At 55.7% G+C, this 20,308-nt stretch carries 14 protein-coding genes; 10 read left to right on the top strand and 4 right to left on the bottom strand.

Annotated elements, in window-relative coordinates:
* Positions 1-123: 123 nt before the first annotated feature.
* Complete coding sequence (locus BLU05_RS03205; RefSeq protein WP_091877758.1) at positions 124-1,356, top strand: urate hydroxylase PuuD; 1,233 nt, start codon at positions 124-126, stop codon at positions 1,354-1,356.
* Positions 1,353-2,669: a guanine deaminase gene (gene guaD, locus BLU05_RS03200; RefSeq protein WP_091877757.1), complete on the top strand. Its 1,317-nt coding sequence runs from the start codon at positions 1,353-1,355 to the stop codon at positions 2,667-2,669. Before BLU05_RS03205 ends, guaD begins: the two co-directional genes overlap by 4 nt.
* A gap of 5 nt (positions 2,670-2,674) precedes the next feature.
* Here the strand turns inward: guaD and BLU05_RS03195 are convergent, their stop codons facing one another.
* The 3 genes from BLU05_RS03195 to BLU05_RS03185 are packed head-to-tail and all read right to left on the bottom strand — an operon-like array spanning position 2,675 to position 6,529.
* Positions 2,675-3,262 (bottom strand): sarcosine oxidase subunit gamma family protein, encoded by a 588-nt coding sequence (locus BLU05_RS03195; protein WP_091877756.1) that lies wholly within the window; start codon positions 3,260-3,262, stop codon positions 2,675-2,677.
* On the bottom strand, positions 3,255-6,245 hold the full coding sequence (locus BLU05_RS03190; protein ID WP_091877755.1) for a sarcosine oxidase subunit alpha family protein: 2,991 nt from the start codon (positions 6,243-6,245) through the stop codon (positions 3,255-3,257). The genes BLU05_RS03195 and BLU05_RS03190 overlap by 8 nt, the downstream gene beginning before the upstream one ends.
* Positions 6,242-6,529 (bottom strand): sarcosine oxidase subunit delta, encoded by a 288-nt coding sequence (locus BLU05_RS03185; RefSeq protein WP_091877754.1) that lies wholly within the window; start codon positions 6,527-6,529, stop codon positions 6,242-6,244. Before BLU05_RS03185 ends, BLU05_RS03190 begins: the two co-directional genes overlap by 4 nt.
* Positions 6,530-6,865: 336 nt before the next feature.
* Here BLU05_RS03185 and BLU05_RS03180 point away from each other — a divergent pair, with 336 nt between their 5' ends.
* From BLU05_RS03180 to BLU05_RS03150, 7 genes are all read left to right on the top strand, one after another.
* Positions 6,866-9,406 (top strand): mechanosensitive ion channel family protein, encoded by a 2,541-nt coding sequence (locus tag BLU05_RS03180; RefSeq protein ID WP_244518129.1) that lies wholly within the window; start codon positions 6,866-6,868, stop codon positions 9,404-9,406.
* Positions 9,407-9,560: 154 nt separating this feature from the next.
* On the top strand, positions 9,561-9,839 hold the full coding sequence (locus BLU05_RS03175) for a hypothetical protein (protein ID WP_091877753.1): 279 nt from the start codon (positions 9,561-9,563) through the stop codon (positions 9,837-9,839).
* A 185-nt stretch (positions 9,840-10,024) separates the two neighbouring features.
* On the top strand, positions 10,025-11,464 hold the full coding sequence (locus BLU05_RS03170) for a UbiA family prenyltransferase (RefSeq protein WP_091878460.1): 1,440 nt from the start codon (positions 10,025-10,027) through the stop codon (positions 11,462-11,464).
* Entirely contained in the window at positions 11,461-12,765 is a 1,305-nt protein-coding gene (locus BLU05_RS03165) for an FAD-binding oxidoreductase (protein WP_091877752.1), read from the top strand. The genes BLU05_RS03170 and BLU05_RS03165 overlap by 4 nt, the downstream gene beginning before the upstream one ends.
* Positions 12,766-12,856: 91 nt before the next feature.
* A complete protein-coding gene (locus BLU05_RS03160; RefSeq protein ID WP_091877751.1) occupies positions 12,857-13,285 on the top strand; it encodes an EamA family transporter in 429 nt (142 codons plus the stop codon).
* A 12-nt stretch (positions 13,286-13,297) separates the two neighbouring features.
* Complete coding sequence (locus BLU05_RS03155; RefSeq protein WP_091877750.1) at positions 13,298-14,308, top strand: NAD-dependent epimerase/dehydratase family protein; 1,011 nt, start codon at positions 13,298-13,300, stop codon at positions 14,306-14,308.
* Between the two features lie 105 nt (positions 14,309-14,413).
* Positions 14,414-15,769 (top strand): aspartate aminotransferase family protein, encoded by a 1,356-nt coding sequence (locus BLU05_RS03150; protein WP_244518187.1) that lies wholly within the window; start codon positions 14,414-14,416, stop codon positions 15,767-15,769.
* 32 nt (positions 15,770-15,801) lie between these two features.
* On the opposite strand, the gene BLU05_RS03145 is transcribed toward BLU05_RS03150, so the two are convergent.
* Positions 15,802-17,523 carry a hypothetical protein gene (locus tag BLU05_RS03145; protein WP_091877748.1) on the bottom strand — a complete coding sequence of 574 codons (1,722 nt, stop codon included), beginning with the start codon at positions 17,521-17,523 and terminating at the stop codon, positions 15,802-15,804.
* Between the two features lie 256 nt (positions 17,524-17,779).
* Here BLU05_RS03145 and BLU05_RS03140 point away from each other — a divergent pair, with 256 nt between their 5' ends.
* On the top strand, positions 17,780-20,296 hold the full coding sequence (locus BLU05_RS03140) for a GcvT family protein (protein WP_091877747.1): 2,517 nt from the start codon (positions 17,780-17,782) through the stop codon (positions 20,294-20,296).
* The last annotated feature ends 12 nt before the right edge of the window (positions 20,297-20,308 follow it).

Below are 20,308 nucleotides of genomic sequence, written 5' to 3'. Positions count from 1 at the left end.
CATCCACCCAAGCCCCTCATGGTGAGCTTGTCGAACCACGGACTACTCACTACTCCCAACTGACTACTTCCCCACCTTGCATCAAGCCTCGAACACACGCATTGTGATGCTTTGCATGAGGCCTTGATGGATTACCTTATTTTCTGGGAATGGCTCAGCTTTGCCGCCCGCTGGTTGCATGTCATCACTGCAATCGCATGGATCGGCTCATCCTTCTATTTCATCGCGCTTGATCTGGGGTTGCGGCGTCATCAGGGACTGCCGCAGGGGGTGAATGGTGAGGAATGGCAGGTGCATGGGGGTGGCTTCTACCACATCCAGAAATATATGGTCGCGCCGCCCAACATGCCGGAACATCTGATCTGGTTCAAATGGGAGTCCTATGCGACGTGGCTATCAGGCTTTGCAATGCTCTGCATCGTCTATTATGCGGGTGCTGATCTTTATCTCATTGATCGCAATGTGCTTGACGTGTCGACACCCGTTGCGATCCTGATTTCGCTGGCTTCTATCGGCTTGGGCTGGCTGATTTACGATCTCCTCTGCAAATCGCCGCTGGCCAAAAATGACACCGCCCTGATGATCATCCTTTATGCGGTCATCGTTTTCATGGCGTGGGGCTATACGCATCTCTTCACCGGACGTGCTGCCTTCCTGCATCTCGGCGCATTCACCGCGACGATCATGTCCGGCAATGTCTTCCTGCTGATCATCCCCAATCAGAAGAAGGTTGTGGCTGATCTGATCGCTGGAAAGACGCCAGATCCGAAGCTCGGGAAACAAGCCAAGCAGCGCTCGACCCACAATAATTACCTGACGCTTCCCGTTATTTTCCTGATGCTGTCCAACCATTATCCTTTGGCCAGCTCAACGGAATTCAACTGGATTATTGCAGCGCTGATTTTCGTGATGGGTGTGCTGATCCGCCATTACTTCAATTCTAAACACGCCGGAAAGGGGAATCCGCACTGGACATGGCTGGCATCAGTCGTGCTGTTCATCGTGATTGTCTGGCTGTCGACAGTGCCAAAGGTTTTGAAAGGCGAGGAAAAAGTATCAAACGCCGCAACGCCGTTTCTCGCCGCGCAGAACTTTCAACAGGTGCGCGATACGGTGATGGGGCGCTGTTCCATGTGCCATGCGGCGGAGCCATCATGGGAAGGGATCGCCCATCCGCCCAAAGGTATCCGGCTTGATACGGATGCCATGATTGCGACTCACGCCAGTCAGGTCTATCTCTTCGCCGGTGCCAGCCACGCCATGCCACCGGGAAACCTTACTCAAATGACAGATGCTGAACGGGCCCAGATCGTCTCCTGGTATCGCTCCGCGGCATCGGGAAAATCGACGCAATGACTGAACTTCTGTTACGCGGGCGTCTGCTGACGTTTCACGATGAGCCTTTGGCTGGCGAAGCGAGCCCTGATGCGTTCACCTATATTGAAGATGGCGCACTGCTGATCCGCGACGGCAAGATATGGGCGATGGATGAATTCTCGCGTCTGCGGGCCGGGGAAGGGCGGAATGTCGAGGTCATCGATCATCGCCCATACCTGATCATGCCGGGCTTTATCGACACGCATATACACTATCCGCAGACGCAGGTTGTTGCCTCCTATGCGGGCGAGTTGATGGAATGGCTGAACAAATACACCTTTGTTGAAGAGCAGAAATTCTCCAATCAGGGGCATCCTGAACGGATTGCCTCGGCGTTTTTTGATGAACTGATCCGGCACGGCACCACCACCGCTGCCGCCTATTGCACCGTTCACAAGGCATCAGTTGAAGCCTTCTTCCTCGAAGCGGATAGGCGCAATATGCGCATGGTCGCGGGTAAGGTGATGATGGATCGCAATGCACCGCCGGGGCTTCTGGATACGCCGCAGTCAGGCTATAACGACAGCAAGGAGTTGATCGGCAAATGGCACGGTAGGGGGCGCCAGCTCTACGCGATTACGCCGCGCTTTGCCCCGACATCCAGCCCCGAGCAACTGGAGATGAGCGGCGCGCTGGTGCGCGAATATCCTGATCTGCATGTGCAGACGCATCTTTGCGAAAACACCGCCGAGATTGCCTTCGTGGCAGAGCTGTTCCCGTGGAGCCGGGACTATACTGAAGTCTATGAGCATTACGGCCTGCTTGGCTCCAAGACGCTGCTTGGCCATTGTATTCACCTGACCGATGCGGAAATCGCCTCTATCGCCAATAGCGCTTCGGTGGCGGTGTTCTGCCCGACCTCCAATCTGTTCATCGGCAGCGGACTGTTCAATCTGGCCCGGCTGGAAGCATCCAATCCGCCAGTGCGCCATGCAATCGCCACGGATATTGGCGGTGGCACGTCCTATTCCATGCTGCGCACGCTGGATGAGGGCTACAAGATTCTGAACATTCAGGGCCAGCGCTATCATCCACTGCGATCATATTATCAGGCGACGCTTGGCAATGCCCGCGCCCTGTCACTGCAAGGGATCATTGGCTCGTTCATGCCGGGTGCGGAAGCCGATTGCATCGTGCTCAATGCCCGTTCAACTCCGGCCATGCGTCTGCGCATGGAGACGGTGGAAACGCTGGTCGAGGAGCTTTTCCTGATGCAGACCATGGGCGATGACCGCACCATCGCCGAGGTCTACGTGGCCGGAAAGCCTGCGAAGAGCTTGCTCACCACTTGATCTGACTATTGGACGTGGTAGCCCACTTCGGCTGCCGCGTGGCCGAGCGTTTGCCAGAACGAGCGGGCAAAGGTGCGGAACACGTAGAGGTCAAAGGTTTCCTCATCAATACGCTGGATATTTGTGTGAATATCGTGATGCAGCGTCGCGCGGCCAAAACCAACCGGAAAAGCGTGCTCGGAAAAGTCGATGGCGAAGAGCTTTGACAAAACCCATTCAGACCACGGACCTTTGACGCGAATGGCCATGCGGCCATGGGTGAGATCGATGATCGTTCCGGTTTCAAGCGGTATCGCCTTGCGCAAACGATCTTCCAGATCGCTGGCTTGCGCCACGACGAAGTAACGGCCGGGGGCAAAACCAAACACGGATTTCTCGCCGGCGCTGCGACCCGCGCCGGGTTTATCCGGGACGCTGAGGCCAGTGACATTGCTGATGGCGGTCAGAATGGCAGGTACGGTTTCACGCCACGCAGTGACCTGTACGATGGACAGGTTTTTCCGCTCCGTTATCGCAATGCCGACACCACCAGCAGAGTTACCGTGGTCGCCGGTTATGAACGCGTGGCCGAGTGGAGATAATGGTTCAGCCATGCATCCGGCTCCCCTCTGGATCAAACATGTGGTGACTGACGATCTCAACCGCGCCATGCTTGCCGCGCAGGAGGTCCGTCGCATAGGCACGGTTGCCGATCATTGATGTTCCGTGCTTGACCAGCGCCAGTGCAATATATTTGCCGAGCGCCGGTGAATAGCAGGCGGCAGTCACATGGCCGAAACTGTCGGCAGGCTCGCGCGGAGTGGCATCACTGACGATATGGCTGCCGCCATTGATCGACTGGTTGTCGAGCGAGATCAGGCCCACAAGCGACAGACGATTTTCGTCGGCAAGCCCGTCGCGATCCTTCATGGCGGAGCCGATATAGGGCTTCTTTTTCGACAACATCCAATCCAGATGCAGATCGTGGGCGGTGGTCCGTCCATCGATCTCGGCACCGGTAACGTGGCCCTTTTCGATACGCAGCGTACCAAGCGCTTCCAGCCCGTAAGGCATGATATCGTAAGGCTTGCCTGCTTCCAGCAGCGCTTCCCAGACCTGCGTGCCGAAACCCGCGCCGCAATAGACTTCATAGGCAAGTTCGCCCGAGAAGGAGAGGCGGCAGATCATGACGGGCACATCGCCGATTGAACCATAAACAATGCCCATGAAAGGCAGAGTCGTATTGTCGACGCTGGTTCCCGTGACACAGGCTTCCAGAACAGCGCGGGCTTTTGGGCCTGACACAGCCGTACCGGCCCAGACATCGGTGACTGAAGTGAGATGCACGCGCAGGTCAGGCCAGATGCAATCGAGATAGAATTCCAGATGCTGCATGACATTTCCGGCATTGGCGGTGGTTGTCGTCATCAGGAACTGCGTTTCGCTCAAGCGCCATGTGGTGCCGTCATCATAGACAATCCCATCTTCACGCAGCATCAGGCCGTAGCGTGCCTTACCGACGGGCAGGGTGGAGAACATGTTGGTATAAACGCGGTCGAGGAATATTCCCGCGTCGGGGCCCTGAATATCGATCTTCCCGAGAGTTGAAACATCGACAATGCCGACACTCTGGCGCACGGCGCGGGCTTCCCGCACATAGGCCTGTTCAACAGTTTCGCCATGGCTGCCATAGATCATCGGGCGATGCCAAAGCCCGGCCTCATAGGTCTTGGCGCTATTGGCCAGATGCCAGTCATGCATCGGTGTCAGGCGGTGCGGACGCAGATCGCCATAGCGCTCGCCAGCAATCGCACCGAAGGAAACCGGGGTGAAGGGCGGGCGGAAGCGGGTGGTTCCAGCCTCAGGAATGGTAATGCCACGCGCATCGGCCATGATGGCAAGGCCGGGAATATTGGAGGTCTTGCCCTGATCCGTCGCCATGCCGAGCGTAGTGTAACGCTTCAAATGCTCGACCGAATGGAACCCTTCGCGATAGGCGAGGCGAATATCATCGGCGGTAACGTCATGCTGAAAATCGACGAAAGCTTTTTGAGACTTGGCTGCCGGTTCGATCTGGAAAACGGCTGCGGGCGAAGCGTCGAACATCGGCGCGTCGACGGAGGGCAGTTTCGGCTTGGCCTTGGACGAGGAGCCTTTGGTGGCACCGTCGGAAAACACGCTGACCGTATCCATATAGCCAGCGGCTGATCCGGCAGTGACCCAGTTCTGGTTGGGTTCCGGTGGCAGGAAGGCCTGCAGGTCTTCGTCCCATTCCGGTTTGCCACCCGCCTGACTGGCAAGATGGATAGCCGGGGACCATCCGCCTGAAACACCCAGACAATCGGTCTTGATTTCCCGCGGCGTTCCCGAGACATGACCTGTCTGCGCATTGAAATGCTGAACAGTGATCGAACTCAGGGTTTTACCCGCATGGGTGCCTGTTACCGCATGGCCGAGCACAAGCTCTGCTCCCGCCGATGAGGCAATCTCGATGCAGGCACCCGAAACATCGGCACGCACATCAACGATAGCGACGATGTTGACGCCGGCCTGCGACAGGGCGCGTGCCGCTTCATAGGCGCTGTCATTGTTGGTAAACAGCGTCACATTGTTTCCTGTCGCAACGCCGTATTCGACCGCATAGCGCCTGACAGCATCCGCCAGCATGACACCGGGGCAATCATTGCCGGGAAATACAATGGGTCGCTCAAATGCGCCCGTCGCCAGAATGGTTTTACCGGTGCGGATAATCCAGTAGCGCTGGCGTGCCTGCCCCTTCGTGCGGTTCGGCTTGAAGTCGGAGACGTGTTCGATGGCTGTCAGGACATTGCCATCATAATAACCCCAGACGGAGGTGCGGGTGAGAAAGCGGACATTGGGAAGGGCAGCAAGCGCTGCCGCTTTTTCCCGCGCCCAGACGGCGGCATTGCGTCCATCGATCAGTTCAACCGATGCCAGAAGCGAACCACCAGCGATAGGGCGCTCTTCGGCGATAATCACCTGTGCGCCAGTTTCCGCAGCAGCTTCTGCCGCCAGAAGCCCGGCGGGGCCAGTGCCGACCACAAGCACATCGCAGAAGGCATTCATGCGTTCGTAATGATCCGGGTCTGCTGTCACGCCTGCCTTGCCAAGACCGGCGGCGCGGCGGATGAATTTTTCAAAGAACATCCAGACTTTGGTGCTGCGCAGCGGACCTATCGCCGGTCCCATGAAGGTCTTGTAGTAAAATCCTGCGGAAAATATCGGGCCGGCCAACTGGTTGACGGCCATGAAATCATGCTCGAGCGATGGGAACCGGTTCTGGCTTGCCGTCACCAGCCCATCATAGATCTCCAGTTCGGTAGCGCGGACATTCGGCTCGCGAACGCTGCCGGACAGAACAGTGACAAGTGCATTCGGTTCATCACTGCCCGCAGCAAAGACGCCGCGCGGGCGGTGATATTTGAAGGAGCGGCCAAACAGCGTGATGCCATTGGCAAGGAGGGCTGAAGCCAGCACATCACCTGGATGGCCGCTATAGGCCTTGCCATCAAAGGTAAAGCGAACGGTTTTGGCGCGGTCAACACGTCCGCCCTTGGGAAGTCTTGAAGCGGTCATGGGTGCTCACCGCCTTTTACCGATGCAACTGCGTCGCGCGCAAAGCCCACGGATGAAATGACGTGTGTGGCCATATCGCGGGTGATGATCAAATGCTGGCGGCAGCCACCGCTGTGCAGCCAGAATTCGCGGTGCGAGCCCATCGGGTTGGCGCGGTCATAGACATAGGCGCTCCATGCAGCCTGATCTGACGAAGCCGGGTCGGGGCGTTGGCGTGTTGCATCGCCCTGATAGGTGAATTCGATGACGTCACGCGGTCCGCAATAGGGGCATTTGATTATCATGGTCTTCTTGTCTCGAAAGCGAATCTGTTGCGGTTTGGCGTTCTATTTCTCTGATATGCCAGTCAACAGTGTGTGTCTGGGCTGGTCAAGATGAGTACGAAGCGAAGGTGAGCAAAACTGTTACTTTGGCAAGAATTTCGGCCTGCCTTATGTGTGACGATTCATGATTACCCCGGCATTATGCTACTGTCCGATGCAAGGGACGGTCATCAGGATAGCGGCGAGCACTATCAACAACCCGACCCAACCTTGGAATTGGAAGCAAAAAGTGCCTTGATTGTGCCGACATGAACAGGCAAATCGACAAAGCAAACTATTCATAAAGGCTCCAGACCTGTGATCTCATCTTTTCTTCGGCAGATTCTTCTGACGATTGCCGCCGTTTTGTTTCTGGCGGCGCCTGTCCAATTGGCTTTGGCCCAGACGCCTACACCAGCATCGCCCGCACCGGCACCCGTAACGACTACGCCCGCTGCACCAGCACCGGCAGCAGTTGCACCAGCGCCGGTAGCGGAGGCTCCAGCTCCTGCGGTTCCATCCAGTATTGTGAGCGAGCAGCGCCCCGTCATCGATGCGTTGAAGAAGCAGATTGCGGCCTACGAACAGAAATTCAAGCAAAAGGCTGACGCGGACGCCGCGCTGGCAAATCTTCGGCTTGATCTGGAAGGCAGCGCCAAAAAGCTGCTCGATATCGGTGTTTCATTCCGCCCGCGCATCACGGAGATCAATGCCCGGCTTGAACAGCTGGGATCGCCGCCGCCACAAGGCCAGCCAGCGGAAGCGAAGATCGTTACCGACGAACGGACGCGCCTGACGACCGAGAAGGCCGAGATCAACGCAGTTCTGGGTGAAACTGAAGATCAGTTGCTCGAAGTCAACAAGATGATCGACGCAATTGGTGATGCGCGCCGTGAGCTGTTCGCCAATACATTGTCGCAGCGCGTTGACATCAACTATTCTCTTGGCAGCGAAGTGATCGACGCTTATGGCCGCGAAATCAGCACGATGAACCAGCTGATTTCGTCCTGGTGGCGCTTTGTCGTTACCTTCAAATGGCAGTCGATGCTGGCTGCAGCTTTCTTCGCTGTGATTGCTGCTCTGGTCCTTCTTATTGGCGGGCAGCGGCTGCTTGGGCACCTTTACCTGCGCGATGCCGCCATTGAGCAGCCATCCTATCTCAGCCGTCTGGCAGTCGCGTTCTGGTCGACGCTGATGCGCTCGCTGACCGTGGTGGTATTTCTTGCCACCACCTATCTCTTCCTTAGCTATTTCAATGTGTTGCGACCTGACGTTGCCTCACTGTTCTACACGCTGTTTTGCGTCATCGGTATTGTCTACTTCGTTCATGCTTTGGCGCAGGCGGTCATCTGTCCCGGCGCGCCGAACTGGCGGCTTGTGCATGTGGCGCCCCGGCCGGGGCGTATCCTGATGGTTCTCATCACCGCCACCGCAACCATCACCGGGCTTGACTACCTTGCCGATACGATCAACCAGATTGCAACTTCACCGCTGTCGCTGACGGTGGCCAAAAGCCTGTTTGCCACGGTTCTGGTCGGGCTTCTCATCATTGCCATGGCTTTGTTGAAACCGCTGGAGGATCAGGAGACCGGTGCGGCGAAGCGCTGGCCGCGTCCATTGCGGCTGTTCCTCTATGCCATCGGTCTTATTCCAATCGCCGCCGCCCTGCTTGGCTATATCGGCTTTGCGCGCTTTGTCTCGCAGCAGATCGTCATCAATGGTGCTGTGCTTGTCACAATGTATCTCGGCTTCCTCACGGCGCGTGCCGTTGCAGACGAGAATGCGCTTGGTGGAACCGTGCTTGGACGTACAATTCAGACGCGCTTCGGCATCGATGAATCGACGCTTGACCAGCTTGGATTGATTGCCAGCATCGTCATCAATGTCTTTGTGCTTCTGCTTGGTATTCCGATCATTCTGCTGCTCTGGGGCTTCCAGTGGAGCGAAATGACGGTCTGGTTCCTGACCTTTGCCACCGGCTTCCAGATCGGATCGGTGACGATCTCGCTGGTGGCCATTGCGGTCGGTATCCTGTTGTTTGCCCTGTTTTACGGTTTCACGCGCTGGTTTCAGGGCTGGCTCGATGTGCGCGTCATGTCGCGTGGCAAGCTGGATTCCGGTGTGCGTAACTCGATCCGCACTGCGGTCGGTTATCTCGGCCTTGGTATCGCGGGTCTCATTGGCATTTCGGCGGCGGGTATCAATCTTTCAAGCCTCGCGCTGGTTGCCGGTGGTCTGTCGCTCGGTATCGGTTTTGGTATGCAGGCCATTGTTTCCAACTTCGTCTCTGGCCTGATCCTTCTGGCCGAGCGGCCTTTCAAGGTGGGTGACTGGATTGAAACGAGCGGCGTTGGCGGTATTGTCAAAAAGATCAGTGTTCGCGCGACGGAAGTTGAAACCTTCCAGCGCCAGTCGATCATTATTCCGAACTCGTCCTTCATCAACGGCAATGTTGGTAACTGGACGCACCGCAACAAGCTTGGCCGCGTGGAAATTCCGATTGGCGTTTCCTACAAGGTTGATCCGCGCCGTGTGCACGCCATCCTGATGGACATTGCGCGCAGCCATCCGCTTGTCCTGAAAAACCCCGAACCCTTCGTTGCGTTCAAGGCGCTTGCGGACTCCACCATGGATTTTGAGATGCGGGTGCATCTTGCTGACCTGTCGAACTCAGGCACTGTGCAGAATGAAATTCGCTTTGCGCTGGTTGATCGCTTTGCCGAAGAGGGGATCGAGATTCCGTTCCCGCAGCGCGACGTCAACATCCATCTGGATGATGCAGATGCCATCGTTCAGATGATTACAGACCGCGTTAAGGAGCAGCTTGCTGGACAACCGAAGAAGACAACAAAGAATTGATGATACAGATCAGTCATCAACTTGGTACTTTCGTCTAAATATCGGAAAAATAACGAGACGTTCAGTTGCCGTTCAGTTTCACCCCGTTATAACTATTGTCGAAAAGGGGCAGTTAAGCCCGATGTAACAGGGGCGGTGGAAACACCGGGGTGAAATGAACAAGTTTGCTGTTGTCATTCTTACAAGCACCATTGTAGCGGGCACCACTCTGGCCGGTCCAGCGTTCGCAGCCAGCCTGAAAAACAGCGACGCGAGCGCTCAGACCGTCGTCGTGACCGAAGGTTCCAGTAAAACCCAGTTGCAGGTTGCCGCCGGTGACACGGTTGAGTTCTGCAGCAGCGGCTGCTTCGTCACGTTTCCCAATGGCGACCGCGAAGCTCTGACGGGCGGCGAAAGCATCGAAATCAAAGGCGGCAAGGTTTCGATCAAGTAGACGAAACCCGGCTGTTCCAGTAAATATAGGCCCGAACTGTTTAAAATAGTTCGGGCCTATTAATTTTTGATTCACTGTCGATATTGTTTTTACTCGTATTTTTTCATTTTACTTGGGCAGTTCACTCTTCATTTCTAGTTTGCCGATAGGTCGTCGCATGGGGAATATCGCGTGGGGATGTGTCGGTGAGCGTGCAGTCAAGCAAGCAGTTTGTGGATCTCGTTGTCGATCTTGATGGCACTTTGATTGCCACTGACCTTCTATGGGAAAGTATTTTTCAGCTGCTCAAGAAGAATATGCTTTATCTCTTTGTTCTGCCTTTCTGGGCGTTAAAGGGAAAAGGCAATCTGAAGCATCAGATATCGCAACGTGTCTGTATCAATCCCGCTCTTCTTCCCTATAGGCAGGATTTTCTCGAATTTTTGCGGGAAGAGCACAGCAAGGGCCGGCGCATTGTTCTGGCCACCGGTGCCGCCCGGCAATTTGCCGAGCCAATCGCTGCGCATATCGGTCTTTTCGATGCGGTTTATGCCACGGATGAGACGCGAAATCTGACATCGAAGCTGAAAACCGAGTTTCTGCTGAAAACCTTTGACGGAAGAAGCTTTGCCTATGCGGGCAATAGCAGGGCTGACATCCCCGTCTTCGAGGCCGCAAGCGAGGCCATTGTGGTTGCACCGGACCGGGCCGCAGCCAAATGGCAGCATGCGCATTCCGTAAAAATGTTTGAAGCGCCAAAGACCAGCTGGCGGACGTTCTTCCGAATGTTGCGGGTGCATCAATGGATGAAGAACACGCTTATCTTCGTGCCGCCTACACTCGATCATGAAATCACGAATTGGGTGACATTGAGCGCTGCGCTGATCGCATTTGTGGCGTTTTCTGCGGCGGCTTCGGCGATTTACATCCTCAATGATCTCTTTGATCTGCCGCTGGATCGCCAGCACGCCCGAAAAAGGAGCCGCCCCTTTGCCAGCGGGGTCTTTTCCATCCCGTTCGGTCTGAGGATTGCGTTCCTGCTGCTCGTCATCGCCGGTTTTCTGGCAATGCAATTGCCGTGGGCATTCAGTGTCGTGCTGGGTGTCTATATCATCGCCACAACGGCCTATTCGCTTTCGCTCAAGCGTATGCTGCTGATTGATGTCCTGATGCTGGCAGGACTTTATACACTGCGTGTGCTCGCCGGTGCTGCTGCCACGAACATTGCGGGATCATTCTGGCTTCTGGCGTTCTCGTCGTTCTTCTTTCTCTCGCTGGCTTTGGTCAAACGCTATGTGGAATTGCAAAGCACGACACTTCTCGAAAAAGATCGGATTGCGGGCAGGGGTTACCGGCAGAGTGATCGCGAGGTTGTTGCGCAATGCGGTGTCGCATCCGCTTTTGCAGCTGCTACGGTTCTCGCGCTTTATGTGGACAGCGATTCCGTGGTCCGGCTCTATTCCTATCCGTGGATGATCTGGCCGCTGTGCCCCATCGTTCTCTACCTCAATATCCGCATCTGGATTCTGGCGCATCGCGGCGAGATGCATGAGGACCCGGTTGTCTTTATTATTTCCGATTGGCGCAGCCAGGTGATGATCGCAATCGGCGCGGCCTTGCTGCTCTACGGCGGCGCAAGGGCATGACGCACGACTATGAAAGCTTTGGCCGGATAGACAGGCATCGCCGCTCCGCCATTTCGCTGGAGGAGGCGCGGCAGGCTTTCGATGTTTCACTGCCCGGTTCCTACCTGCCGTTCGGCAATGGCAAATCCTATGGCGACAGTTGCCATAATGATGCGGGCCTGTTGGTTGACATGCGTCCCAACAATCAACTCATCGCCTTCGACGCAGCGACAGGTGTGCTGCATGCGGAAGCGGGAATGCTGCTTGCGGATATCATCGCCATCGCCGCGCCCGAAGGCTATTTCCTGCCTGTTACGCCCGGTACCCGGTTTGTCACGCTGGGCGGCGTTATCGCCAATGATGTGCATGGCAAGAACCATCATCGGCGCGGTACATTTGGTTGCCATGTCGAGAGCTTTGATCTTCTGCGCTCCGACGGGACAGTCGCCAATTGCTCGGCCTTGGAAAATACTGATCTGTTCAACGCCACCATAAGCGGGCTTGGCCTGACCGGCATTATCCAGACGGCCTCCATCCGGCTCATGCGGGTCAGTTCGCTTGATATTGAGGAGCGCGTCACCCGCTTCAAAAATCTGGACGCCTATTTCGATCTCGCCCCAAAGGCGGATGAAGAAAACGAATATGTCGTCGCATGGGTGGATCAGTTGAGCAGCGGACGCGGCATTCTCCTGACCGGAAACCATGCGGATAATGGCAATTTCGACATCAGCGCGGGCAGAACCAGATTTGGCGTGCCTGTTGATCTGCCGGTTTCGGCGCTCAATTTTCCAAGCCTGAAGCTGTTCAATACAGCGTATTATCATCGCAAGGGCAGCAAAACGGATACGGGACTGACGGGCTATTCGCCTTTCTTTTATCCGCTCGATCAGGTGAAGAACTGGAACCGCCTTTATGGCCGGGCTGGACTTTATCAGCACCAGAGTGTCATCCCTGAAGCCAGTGCCCGCGAGACGATCGCTCTTATGCTGGAGTTGACGCGGCAGGCCGGGCAAAACTCATTTTTGACGGTTCTCAAGCGTTTTGGTGCCATCGCCTCACCGGGTCTGTTGTCATTTCCGCGTGCCGGTTACACGCTCACTCTGGATTTTCCCAATCGCGGCCAGAAAACGCTGGCACTGCTGGAGCAGCTTGACCGCATGACAATCGAAGCAGGCGGCCGGGTCAATCCGTATAAGGATCAGCGTATGAGTGCGGCTGTCTTCAAGGCAGGGTTTCCGCAATGGAAGCAGCTGGAGAAATGGCGGGACCCGATGTTCAATTCGAATTTCTGGGCACGAACGGCTCTGTCGGCCCAAGAATAAAGCGACAGATAGTTCAATTTTTAACAATGGCCTTCGAGTCTTTTCAACGTAAGGTTGTTATTTGGGGGCAGCAGGTGGGGGTAATCTTGGCATGACAAAATATATTCCGTTCATACTCTTTACAGTCATGACCAATGCGGCGGCGCAGGTCATGCTGAAATATGGGATGATCACGCTCGGGCCGATCAGTTTCAGCGCAGACAGCTTTATCCAGCGCGTGTTCCAGATCGTGTTCAACCCATGGGTGTTTGCCGGGCTTTTCACCTTCGTCATTTCGATGGCCTCGCACCTCTACGTGCTTTCCAAGGTGGACCTTTCCTTCGCATATCCCTTTCTGAGCCTTGCCTATGTGGCGGTTGCGCTGTTTGCCTGGGCTGTCTTCAAGGAGGAACTGGGCGCCTACAAGATTGCCGGAATTGCGCTTATTATGCTGGGCACGATTTTCATTGCGCAGAGCGGCCGTCACAGCGGCGCTGAGCCGGGTGAACAGACGCCGCCAGCCCCCACAACGTCGTCCTGAGTGAGCAGAGCCATGAGACATGTTATTTTCGGCGGCGACGGATTTGTCGGACGCCATCTCGCACCCAAACTGATTGCCGATGGTGAAGAGGTTATCGTTGCGGATATCGTCAAGAGCGATCAGCCGCATTATGCCAATGTTGCCTTTATCCAGTGCGATGTGACCGATCCACAGGCGATTGCTGCCGTTGGCATCAAGGCTGACGATATGGTTTTCAATCTTTCGGCCAAGATGCTGTCGCCCCTGCAAGTGCGCGCCAAACGCCACGATTTCTTCTTTCCGGTCAATTATTTCGGCACGGAGAACATCATCAAGGCGATGGACAAGGCAGGCGCGAAGAAGCTTGTCCACTACACCACGGACATGATTTACGGCCACACCTATGTCTGGCCACAGACCGAAGACCATCCGGCGGCGCCGCTGGGTGAGTATGGATGGTCAAAACTTAAAACCGAGGAACTGGCCGCTGAATGGCGGACGCGGGGCATGGATATCTCGCTGTTTCGCCCGCGTTTGATCATCGGGCCCGGACGGCTCGGCATTCTCGAAAAGCTGTTCAAGCTGATCGATTATAATCTACCCGTTCCGATGATTGGTTCGGGCAAGAACCCCTATCAGTTCATTTCGGTGTTCGATTGCGCTGAGGCTGCACGCGCGGCGTGGAAAGCCGGTGTGCCCAACGAAGCCTATAATCTCGGTTCGCTTAACCCGCCGCCGGTGCGCAAGCTGCTGGGGGATCTGGTTAAATTCGCCAATTCGAAATCACTGCTGCTGCCGACGCCCGCTTGGGCAGTCAAGAAAACACTGGATGCATTTGACTGGCTGAACATGCCGATCATGGACCCGGAACAATATCTGATTGCTGACGAGATGTGCGTGCTGGATGTCTCGAAGGCCGAGCGGCAACTGGGCTGGGTGCCGCAATACCGGGATGAGGACATGCTGATTGCGGCTTACCGCGAATACCGCAACAACAAGGATGGCAAGGTTGCCGGACAACCATCGTCGATAACGGCGCAATAACGGGGATTATCGATGAACAAGCTGACAACACTGCCAAAGGACACCCCTGATGTGATCGAGCCGATCAAAAGGCCGGATCTGCTGACCGTTGAAGACGCCAAGGTGATGACGCTGCCGCGCATGACGGAGCTTTTCACCAAACATCTCAATCCCGGCCAGCTGCATTTCATGAAGCTTCTGGGCTTCCACAAGATCAAGATCGAGCATGCGGAAGGCATGTATTATTACGATCAGAACGGCCGGGCCATTCTCGACTTTTTCGGCGGATTCGGATCACTGGCCTTTGGCCATAACCATCCGCGCATTGTAGCTGCGCGCAAGCAGTTTCAGGACGAGCGGCGTCAGGAAATCGCCATTGCCTTCATGTCGCAATATGCGAGCGCGCTGGCCCATAATCTTGCGGCCTGTTCGCCCGGTGATCTCGACATGGTGTTTCTCGGCTCATCCGGGTCTGAGGCCATGGAAGCGGCAATCAAGGTAGCGGAGCGGGCGGCAGGGCCAAAGAAACCCAAGATCGTCTATGCCGAAAACTCGTTCCACGGCAAGACCAAGGGTGTTTTGTCGATCACCGATGGCCAGCTTTATCGCGGTGATTTCAAGCTTGTCGACAATACCGTCCGTATTCCCTTCGGCGATATTGATGCGGTTGAGAATGTGTTTCGCTCTGACCCGGAAATCGGTGTCATCGTGCTTGAGACCATTCAGGGTGGCGGCGGCATCATCAGCGCGCCTAATGCCTATTGGCAAAAGCTTCGGGCGCTGTGTGATCAATATGGCGTGCTCTGGATTGCCGATGAGGTGCAGTGCGGCTTTGGCCGTTCCGGTCGGTTTTATGCGTTCGAACATGCGGGTGTCGTGCCCGATGTGACGGCGCTGGCGAAATCATTGGGTGGCGGCAAGGCTGCAGTTGGTGCGATGATTGCGCGGCGCGAGGTCTATATGAAGGCCTATGGCACACCCAAGACCGCGATGATCCACGCCATGGCAACCTTTGGTGGTATTGGCGAGGCCTGTGTGACGGCCATTGAAGCGATCAATATTCTCTATGACGAGCATCTGATCGACAATGCAGCCGAGACGGGAAATTATCTGCTGGAACAGCTGGAAGGCCTCAAAGCCAAGTATCCGGCCATGATCAAGGATGTTCGCGGACAGGGGCTGATGATCGGCCTCGAATTCCACGATTTTTCCAAGACAGTGCCGGTCGTGTTGCGGCCTGTGCTCGCCATTCTCGACGACAAACTCAAGGGATCACTGCCGGGCTTTATCGGTAGCCATCTGCTACGCGATCATGGCGTGCTGGTGGCCTTCACTGAATATAACCGCAATGTGGTACGCCTTGAGCCGCCATTGATCTGCCAGCACGAAAATGTCGACCGGTTTATCGCGGCGCTTGATGAGGTGCTTTCGCGCGGCATCGTGCGGATCGTCAAGGATTTCGTCAAAGCACAGGTGAAATAAGAGTGTGAGGGCCGGGCTGATGTCCCGGCCTTTTATTTCGTGCTGGCAACGCCCGGACGCAGCAAAAGATCCCAGCACTCATTGAGCTTGACCACGGTTCTGTCATCAAGGGCTTTCTCGTAGACTTTCCAAAGCATCAAACGCGCTGTTGTCATGGGACAGCTTGGCCGCAACACGCCGTCTGTGGCGCGCACCGCGGCTTCTTCTTCCGATGTCAGGGTGCCAACGGTGCGGAACGGATCTGCACCAATCTGTATATGGCGCGTTGCATCGCGATCGAGAATCCATGGGAACGGATTGGTGAAATCGAGATTCATCAGACTGTTCAGGTGTACGCCGTTCGTGGCTTCGAACTGCTTGATGGCCTTGACGGCGCGATCCGCCGAGACAAGCCAGAACATCTGGTAGTCCAGTTCCGAATAAAGCTGCCAGCTTGGCAGCTGCCCCTGTTCCGCCAGTTCGCGATAGGTGGCAGCATTCTTCACATAATGCGCCTCAAGGAGATCAACGCGCTCCCATATGTCTTTGCGCGTCGACACGAGCCCCATTGATTTTACGTCCGTGACAGGTGCTGCCACGTATGTTGGTGCAACGGCTGTCATGCGCAGGCTCTCGTGCATCACTTTGGTCAAGGTGGGTATCGCCGTGAAGGCAACGAGTACGTAGACGATGAGGCGATGGCTTTCCGGCAAGGTCGCCGACTTGACAATGAGTGCCAGCAGGACAGGCCAGAGGAAGATAAACTCCTGACTGCCAGTGTTCTGGGTCTCCAAGAATATGCCCGCTACCAGCACTACGCCGATCCATAGAAAGTCCTGATCAAGAACGGTTGCCACTGCCTTGGTGGATGGCTGGCTTGCCAGCTTTTTGAGCACGGCGGCCACATTGCTGCGATTGATCCAGAAGAGAAACAGGATGAGCGCAGCGGCGGCCAGAATGACATCCAGCTTGGTAGAAAAAACAGTCAGAAAACGCGACAGGAGTACGCCCTGGTTCATGCCCACAAGTTCGATGATGCTGGCAAGATAGGTCGAAACCATGCGGTGGTTGAGTTCGAAAATCAGCAGTGCAACAATCACCACAATCATAGCCAGCAATACATGCCGCCATTTGAAACGGCCGCTGAGTATTGCGAACAGGCCAATCAGTCCGCCCGCAAGAAAGCCGGTGATCTTGGTGAAAAACAGCGCCAGCATCGCCAAGGCAGCGACGATAGCCAGCTTGCGGGTATTTGGCAGGAAGATCAGCGCACTGGTCAGGACATAGAGCAGCAGCGATGTATGCCGGTTATAGATGCCAAAGCCTGAGATGCCGGGATAGGAATGAAAGCTCTGCGTGTTGGTGGGGCAGATCGCAAAAATCAGAAAGGGAATAAGCAGGGCGAAGGCGATGCCACGGCTGCGCTTGTCCACGTCCCAAACAATAACGGCCATGATGGGCGCGGCAAAAATAAGGGCGGACCACTGCGCAAGCAGGGTAGGCTGGCCATTGGGGAAAAGCCTTTGCAGCCAGTAGAACTGGTAGTAGTCGAGCGCTCCGACGGGAGCCAGAAAATCCACGGCCGGGATTTGCCCCATCTTCAGGCGCTGGGCTGCGTCGAGATATATATAGGTGTCCCAGTACATCGGGCCGATCGGCACAACCAGCCGTAGACTAAGCAGCAGTGCCAGCACCGCCAGCACCAGCAGAAGCAACGCCAGCGGGGAGAATATCCCAACGGCCGGTCTGGTCATGTCCTTGGAGATATCTGACATTATTGTTCGTTTCCGGCTGGTCGACGCTTAAAGACCATTTCTATAGCGGGAAGTCTCCATATTGCGTTAAATCATTCCTGCAGTTTGATCAGAAATTCACGCAAAATGCTGACAGTTTGCCGCGCGTCGCGGCGTGTTTTGGCCATGTCGCAAACAGGCCTTAGCAATGGACAGTACGAACGGCATAGTGCAGAAAATTGGTGCGTGTCGCCAGATCACCGCCAAACCACCGATTGATATCAGAGGATAGAATGAAATGAAGACCCAAGCGCGTGTAGTTGTCATCGGCGGTGGTGTGGTGGGTGTATCAACACTCTATCATCTGGCCAAGAAAGGCTGGAGCGATGTGGTGCTCATCGAGCGCAAGGAACTGACATCCGGTTCCACCTGGCATGCAGCTGGTCTGCTGCCGCTTTTCAATATGAGCTATTCCGTCGGCCAGATTCACAAATACTCGGTCAAGTTCTATCAGGAGCTGCAGGAAGAAACCGGCATGAATGTCGGCTTCACCAATTGCAGCAATATTCGTCTTGCCCGTACCAAGGATCGCTGGGACGAATATATGTATTATGCCGGTGTTGCTGAAACCATCGGCGTTCCGGTCAAGCTGTTGACGCCAGAACAGGTCAAGGAAATCTGGCCGCTGGCCGAAATGGACGGGATTCTCGGTGCAATCCAGCATCCGGAAGATGGCTATATCCAGCCCGCTGATCTGACACAGGCTCTGGCCAAGGGTGCGCGTGATCGCGGTGCCACGATCTATCGCTACACCTCAGTTCTCGGTATCGAGCAGCTGCCTTCCGGCGAATGGCTTGTGAAAACCGACAAGGGCGAGATCACCGCTGAACATGTTGTTTCGGCAACCGGCAACTTTGCCCGCAAAACCGGCAAGATGGTTGGTCTCGATGTGCCCGTCATCCCGGTTGAGCACCAGTACATCGTCACCGAGCCGCATCCGGCCATTCTTGAGCGTAAGGCCAAGGGCCTGCCGGAGATGGGTGTTCTGCGCGAAAGCGATTCATCCTGGTATATGCGCGAGGAAAATGGCGGCCTGCTGCTCGGACCTTATGAAAAGGGCGCACCTGTCTGCTATGTGGACGGGCCATCCGATGCCAGCGAGTACGAGCTGTTTCAGGAAGACCTTGACCGTCTCGAACCCTATATCGAAACGGCCATTGCCCGTGTTCCTGCCTTTGGCGAAGTCGGTATCAAAAAAGTCTATAATGGCGCGATTGCCTATACCCCGGATGGTTCGCCCATCATCGGTCCAGCGCCGCGCCTGAAGAATTTCTGGCTTAATGAAGGCCATTCCTTTGGTGTGACCGCCGCTGGCGGTGCTGGCTGGCAGCTGGCCGAATGGATTGTCGAAGGCGAACCATCCATTGACATGATGGGTGTTGATCCGCGCCGTTTCGGTCCTTACGCAACCGAAGGCTATCTGAAGGAAAAGAACGAGGAAGCCTATGCCGAGGTGTTCTCCGTCCACTATCCGGATGAAGAGCGCGGCGCCGCCCGTCCGCTCAAGCGTTCGCCATCCTATGACCGCCAGAAGGCGCTCGGTGCCGTGTTCGGTACTGTCTATGGCTGGGAGCGTGCCAACTGGTTCGCGCCGCAGGGTTATGGCCTTGACGTTGCAAAGCTGGACAAGCCGGATGTGATCATGAACCACAACCATCCAAAGCCGGATGCGGATGGCAAGGTAAAGGAAATCTGGTCCTTCCATCGTTCCAACTATTTTGAGCATGTGGGCAACGAGATCAAGAACGTCACCAACAATGTTGGCCTTCTCGACATGTCTGCCTTTGCCAAGATTGAAGTGGCTGGTCCCGGTGCGCGTGAATGGCTCGATTCCATTCTGGCCAACCGCATCCCCAAGAAGCAGGGCCGCATTGCACTCTGCCATCTCCTGACGAAGGACGGCGGCGTACGTTCCGAGTTCACGGTTTACGAATGGGCGCCCGGCAAGTTCTATCTCGTCTCCGCCGGTGCCTATGAGAACCATGATCACGACTATCTCTACAAGCTGCTGCCATCTGATGGCTCGGTAACCCTGCGCCCAATCACGCAGATGTATGGCGTGCTGGTTGTTGCCGGACCCAAAAGCCGCGAAGTGCTGCAGAAACTCACACGGGCTGACTTGTCCAATGAAGCCTTCCCATGGCTGTCGGGTAAGGAAATCAGCGTTGGCACCGGCACAGCCCATGCCCTGCGCGTCAACTTTGTCGGTGAACTTGGCTGGGAACTGCATCACCCGATTGAACAGCAGAACACTATTTATGATCTGCTGCTCGAAGCCGGTGCGGAATTCGGCATCAAGCCATTTGGCATCCGCGCTATGACAGCAATGGCCGTCGAAAAGTCCTATCGCCTGATCCCGCGTGAACTGTCGATCGAGTACAATGCTTTCGAAAGTGGCCTCGACCGTTTCGTTCATCCCAACAAGGGTGATTTCATTGGCCGTGATGCGGTGGTGAAGGCGCGCGAGGATGGCCTGAAGTGGAATTTCGTTACGCTTGAGGTCCATGTACCGGGTGTTTCCGATATCGACGCGCGCGGCAGCGAGCCAATCTATGCCAATGGCCAGCTGATTGGCCGTGCTACCCATGGTGGTTACGGCTGGCGTCTGGGCAAGAGCCTCGCGCTTGCCATGGTCAAGCCTGACTATTCGGCACTGGGCACGCAGCTTGAGATCAAAATCCTTGGCAAGACTCACAAGGCAACGGTCATTCCGGAAGCACCTTTTGATACCGAGAACGAGCGTCTACGCGCATAAACTTCTCTTACC

It is taken from the genome of Phyllobacterium sp. OV277 (assembly GCF_900104355.1).
Taxonomy (GTDB): Bacteria; Pseudomonadota; Alphaproteobacteria; order Rhizobiales; family Rhizobiaceae; genus Phyllobacterium.
The sequence above is the reverse complement of the archived record's forward strand: the minus strand, read 5'-3'. Positions and strand labels throughout refer to the sequence as shown.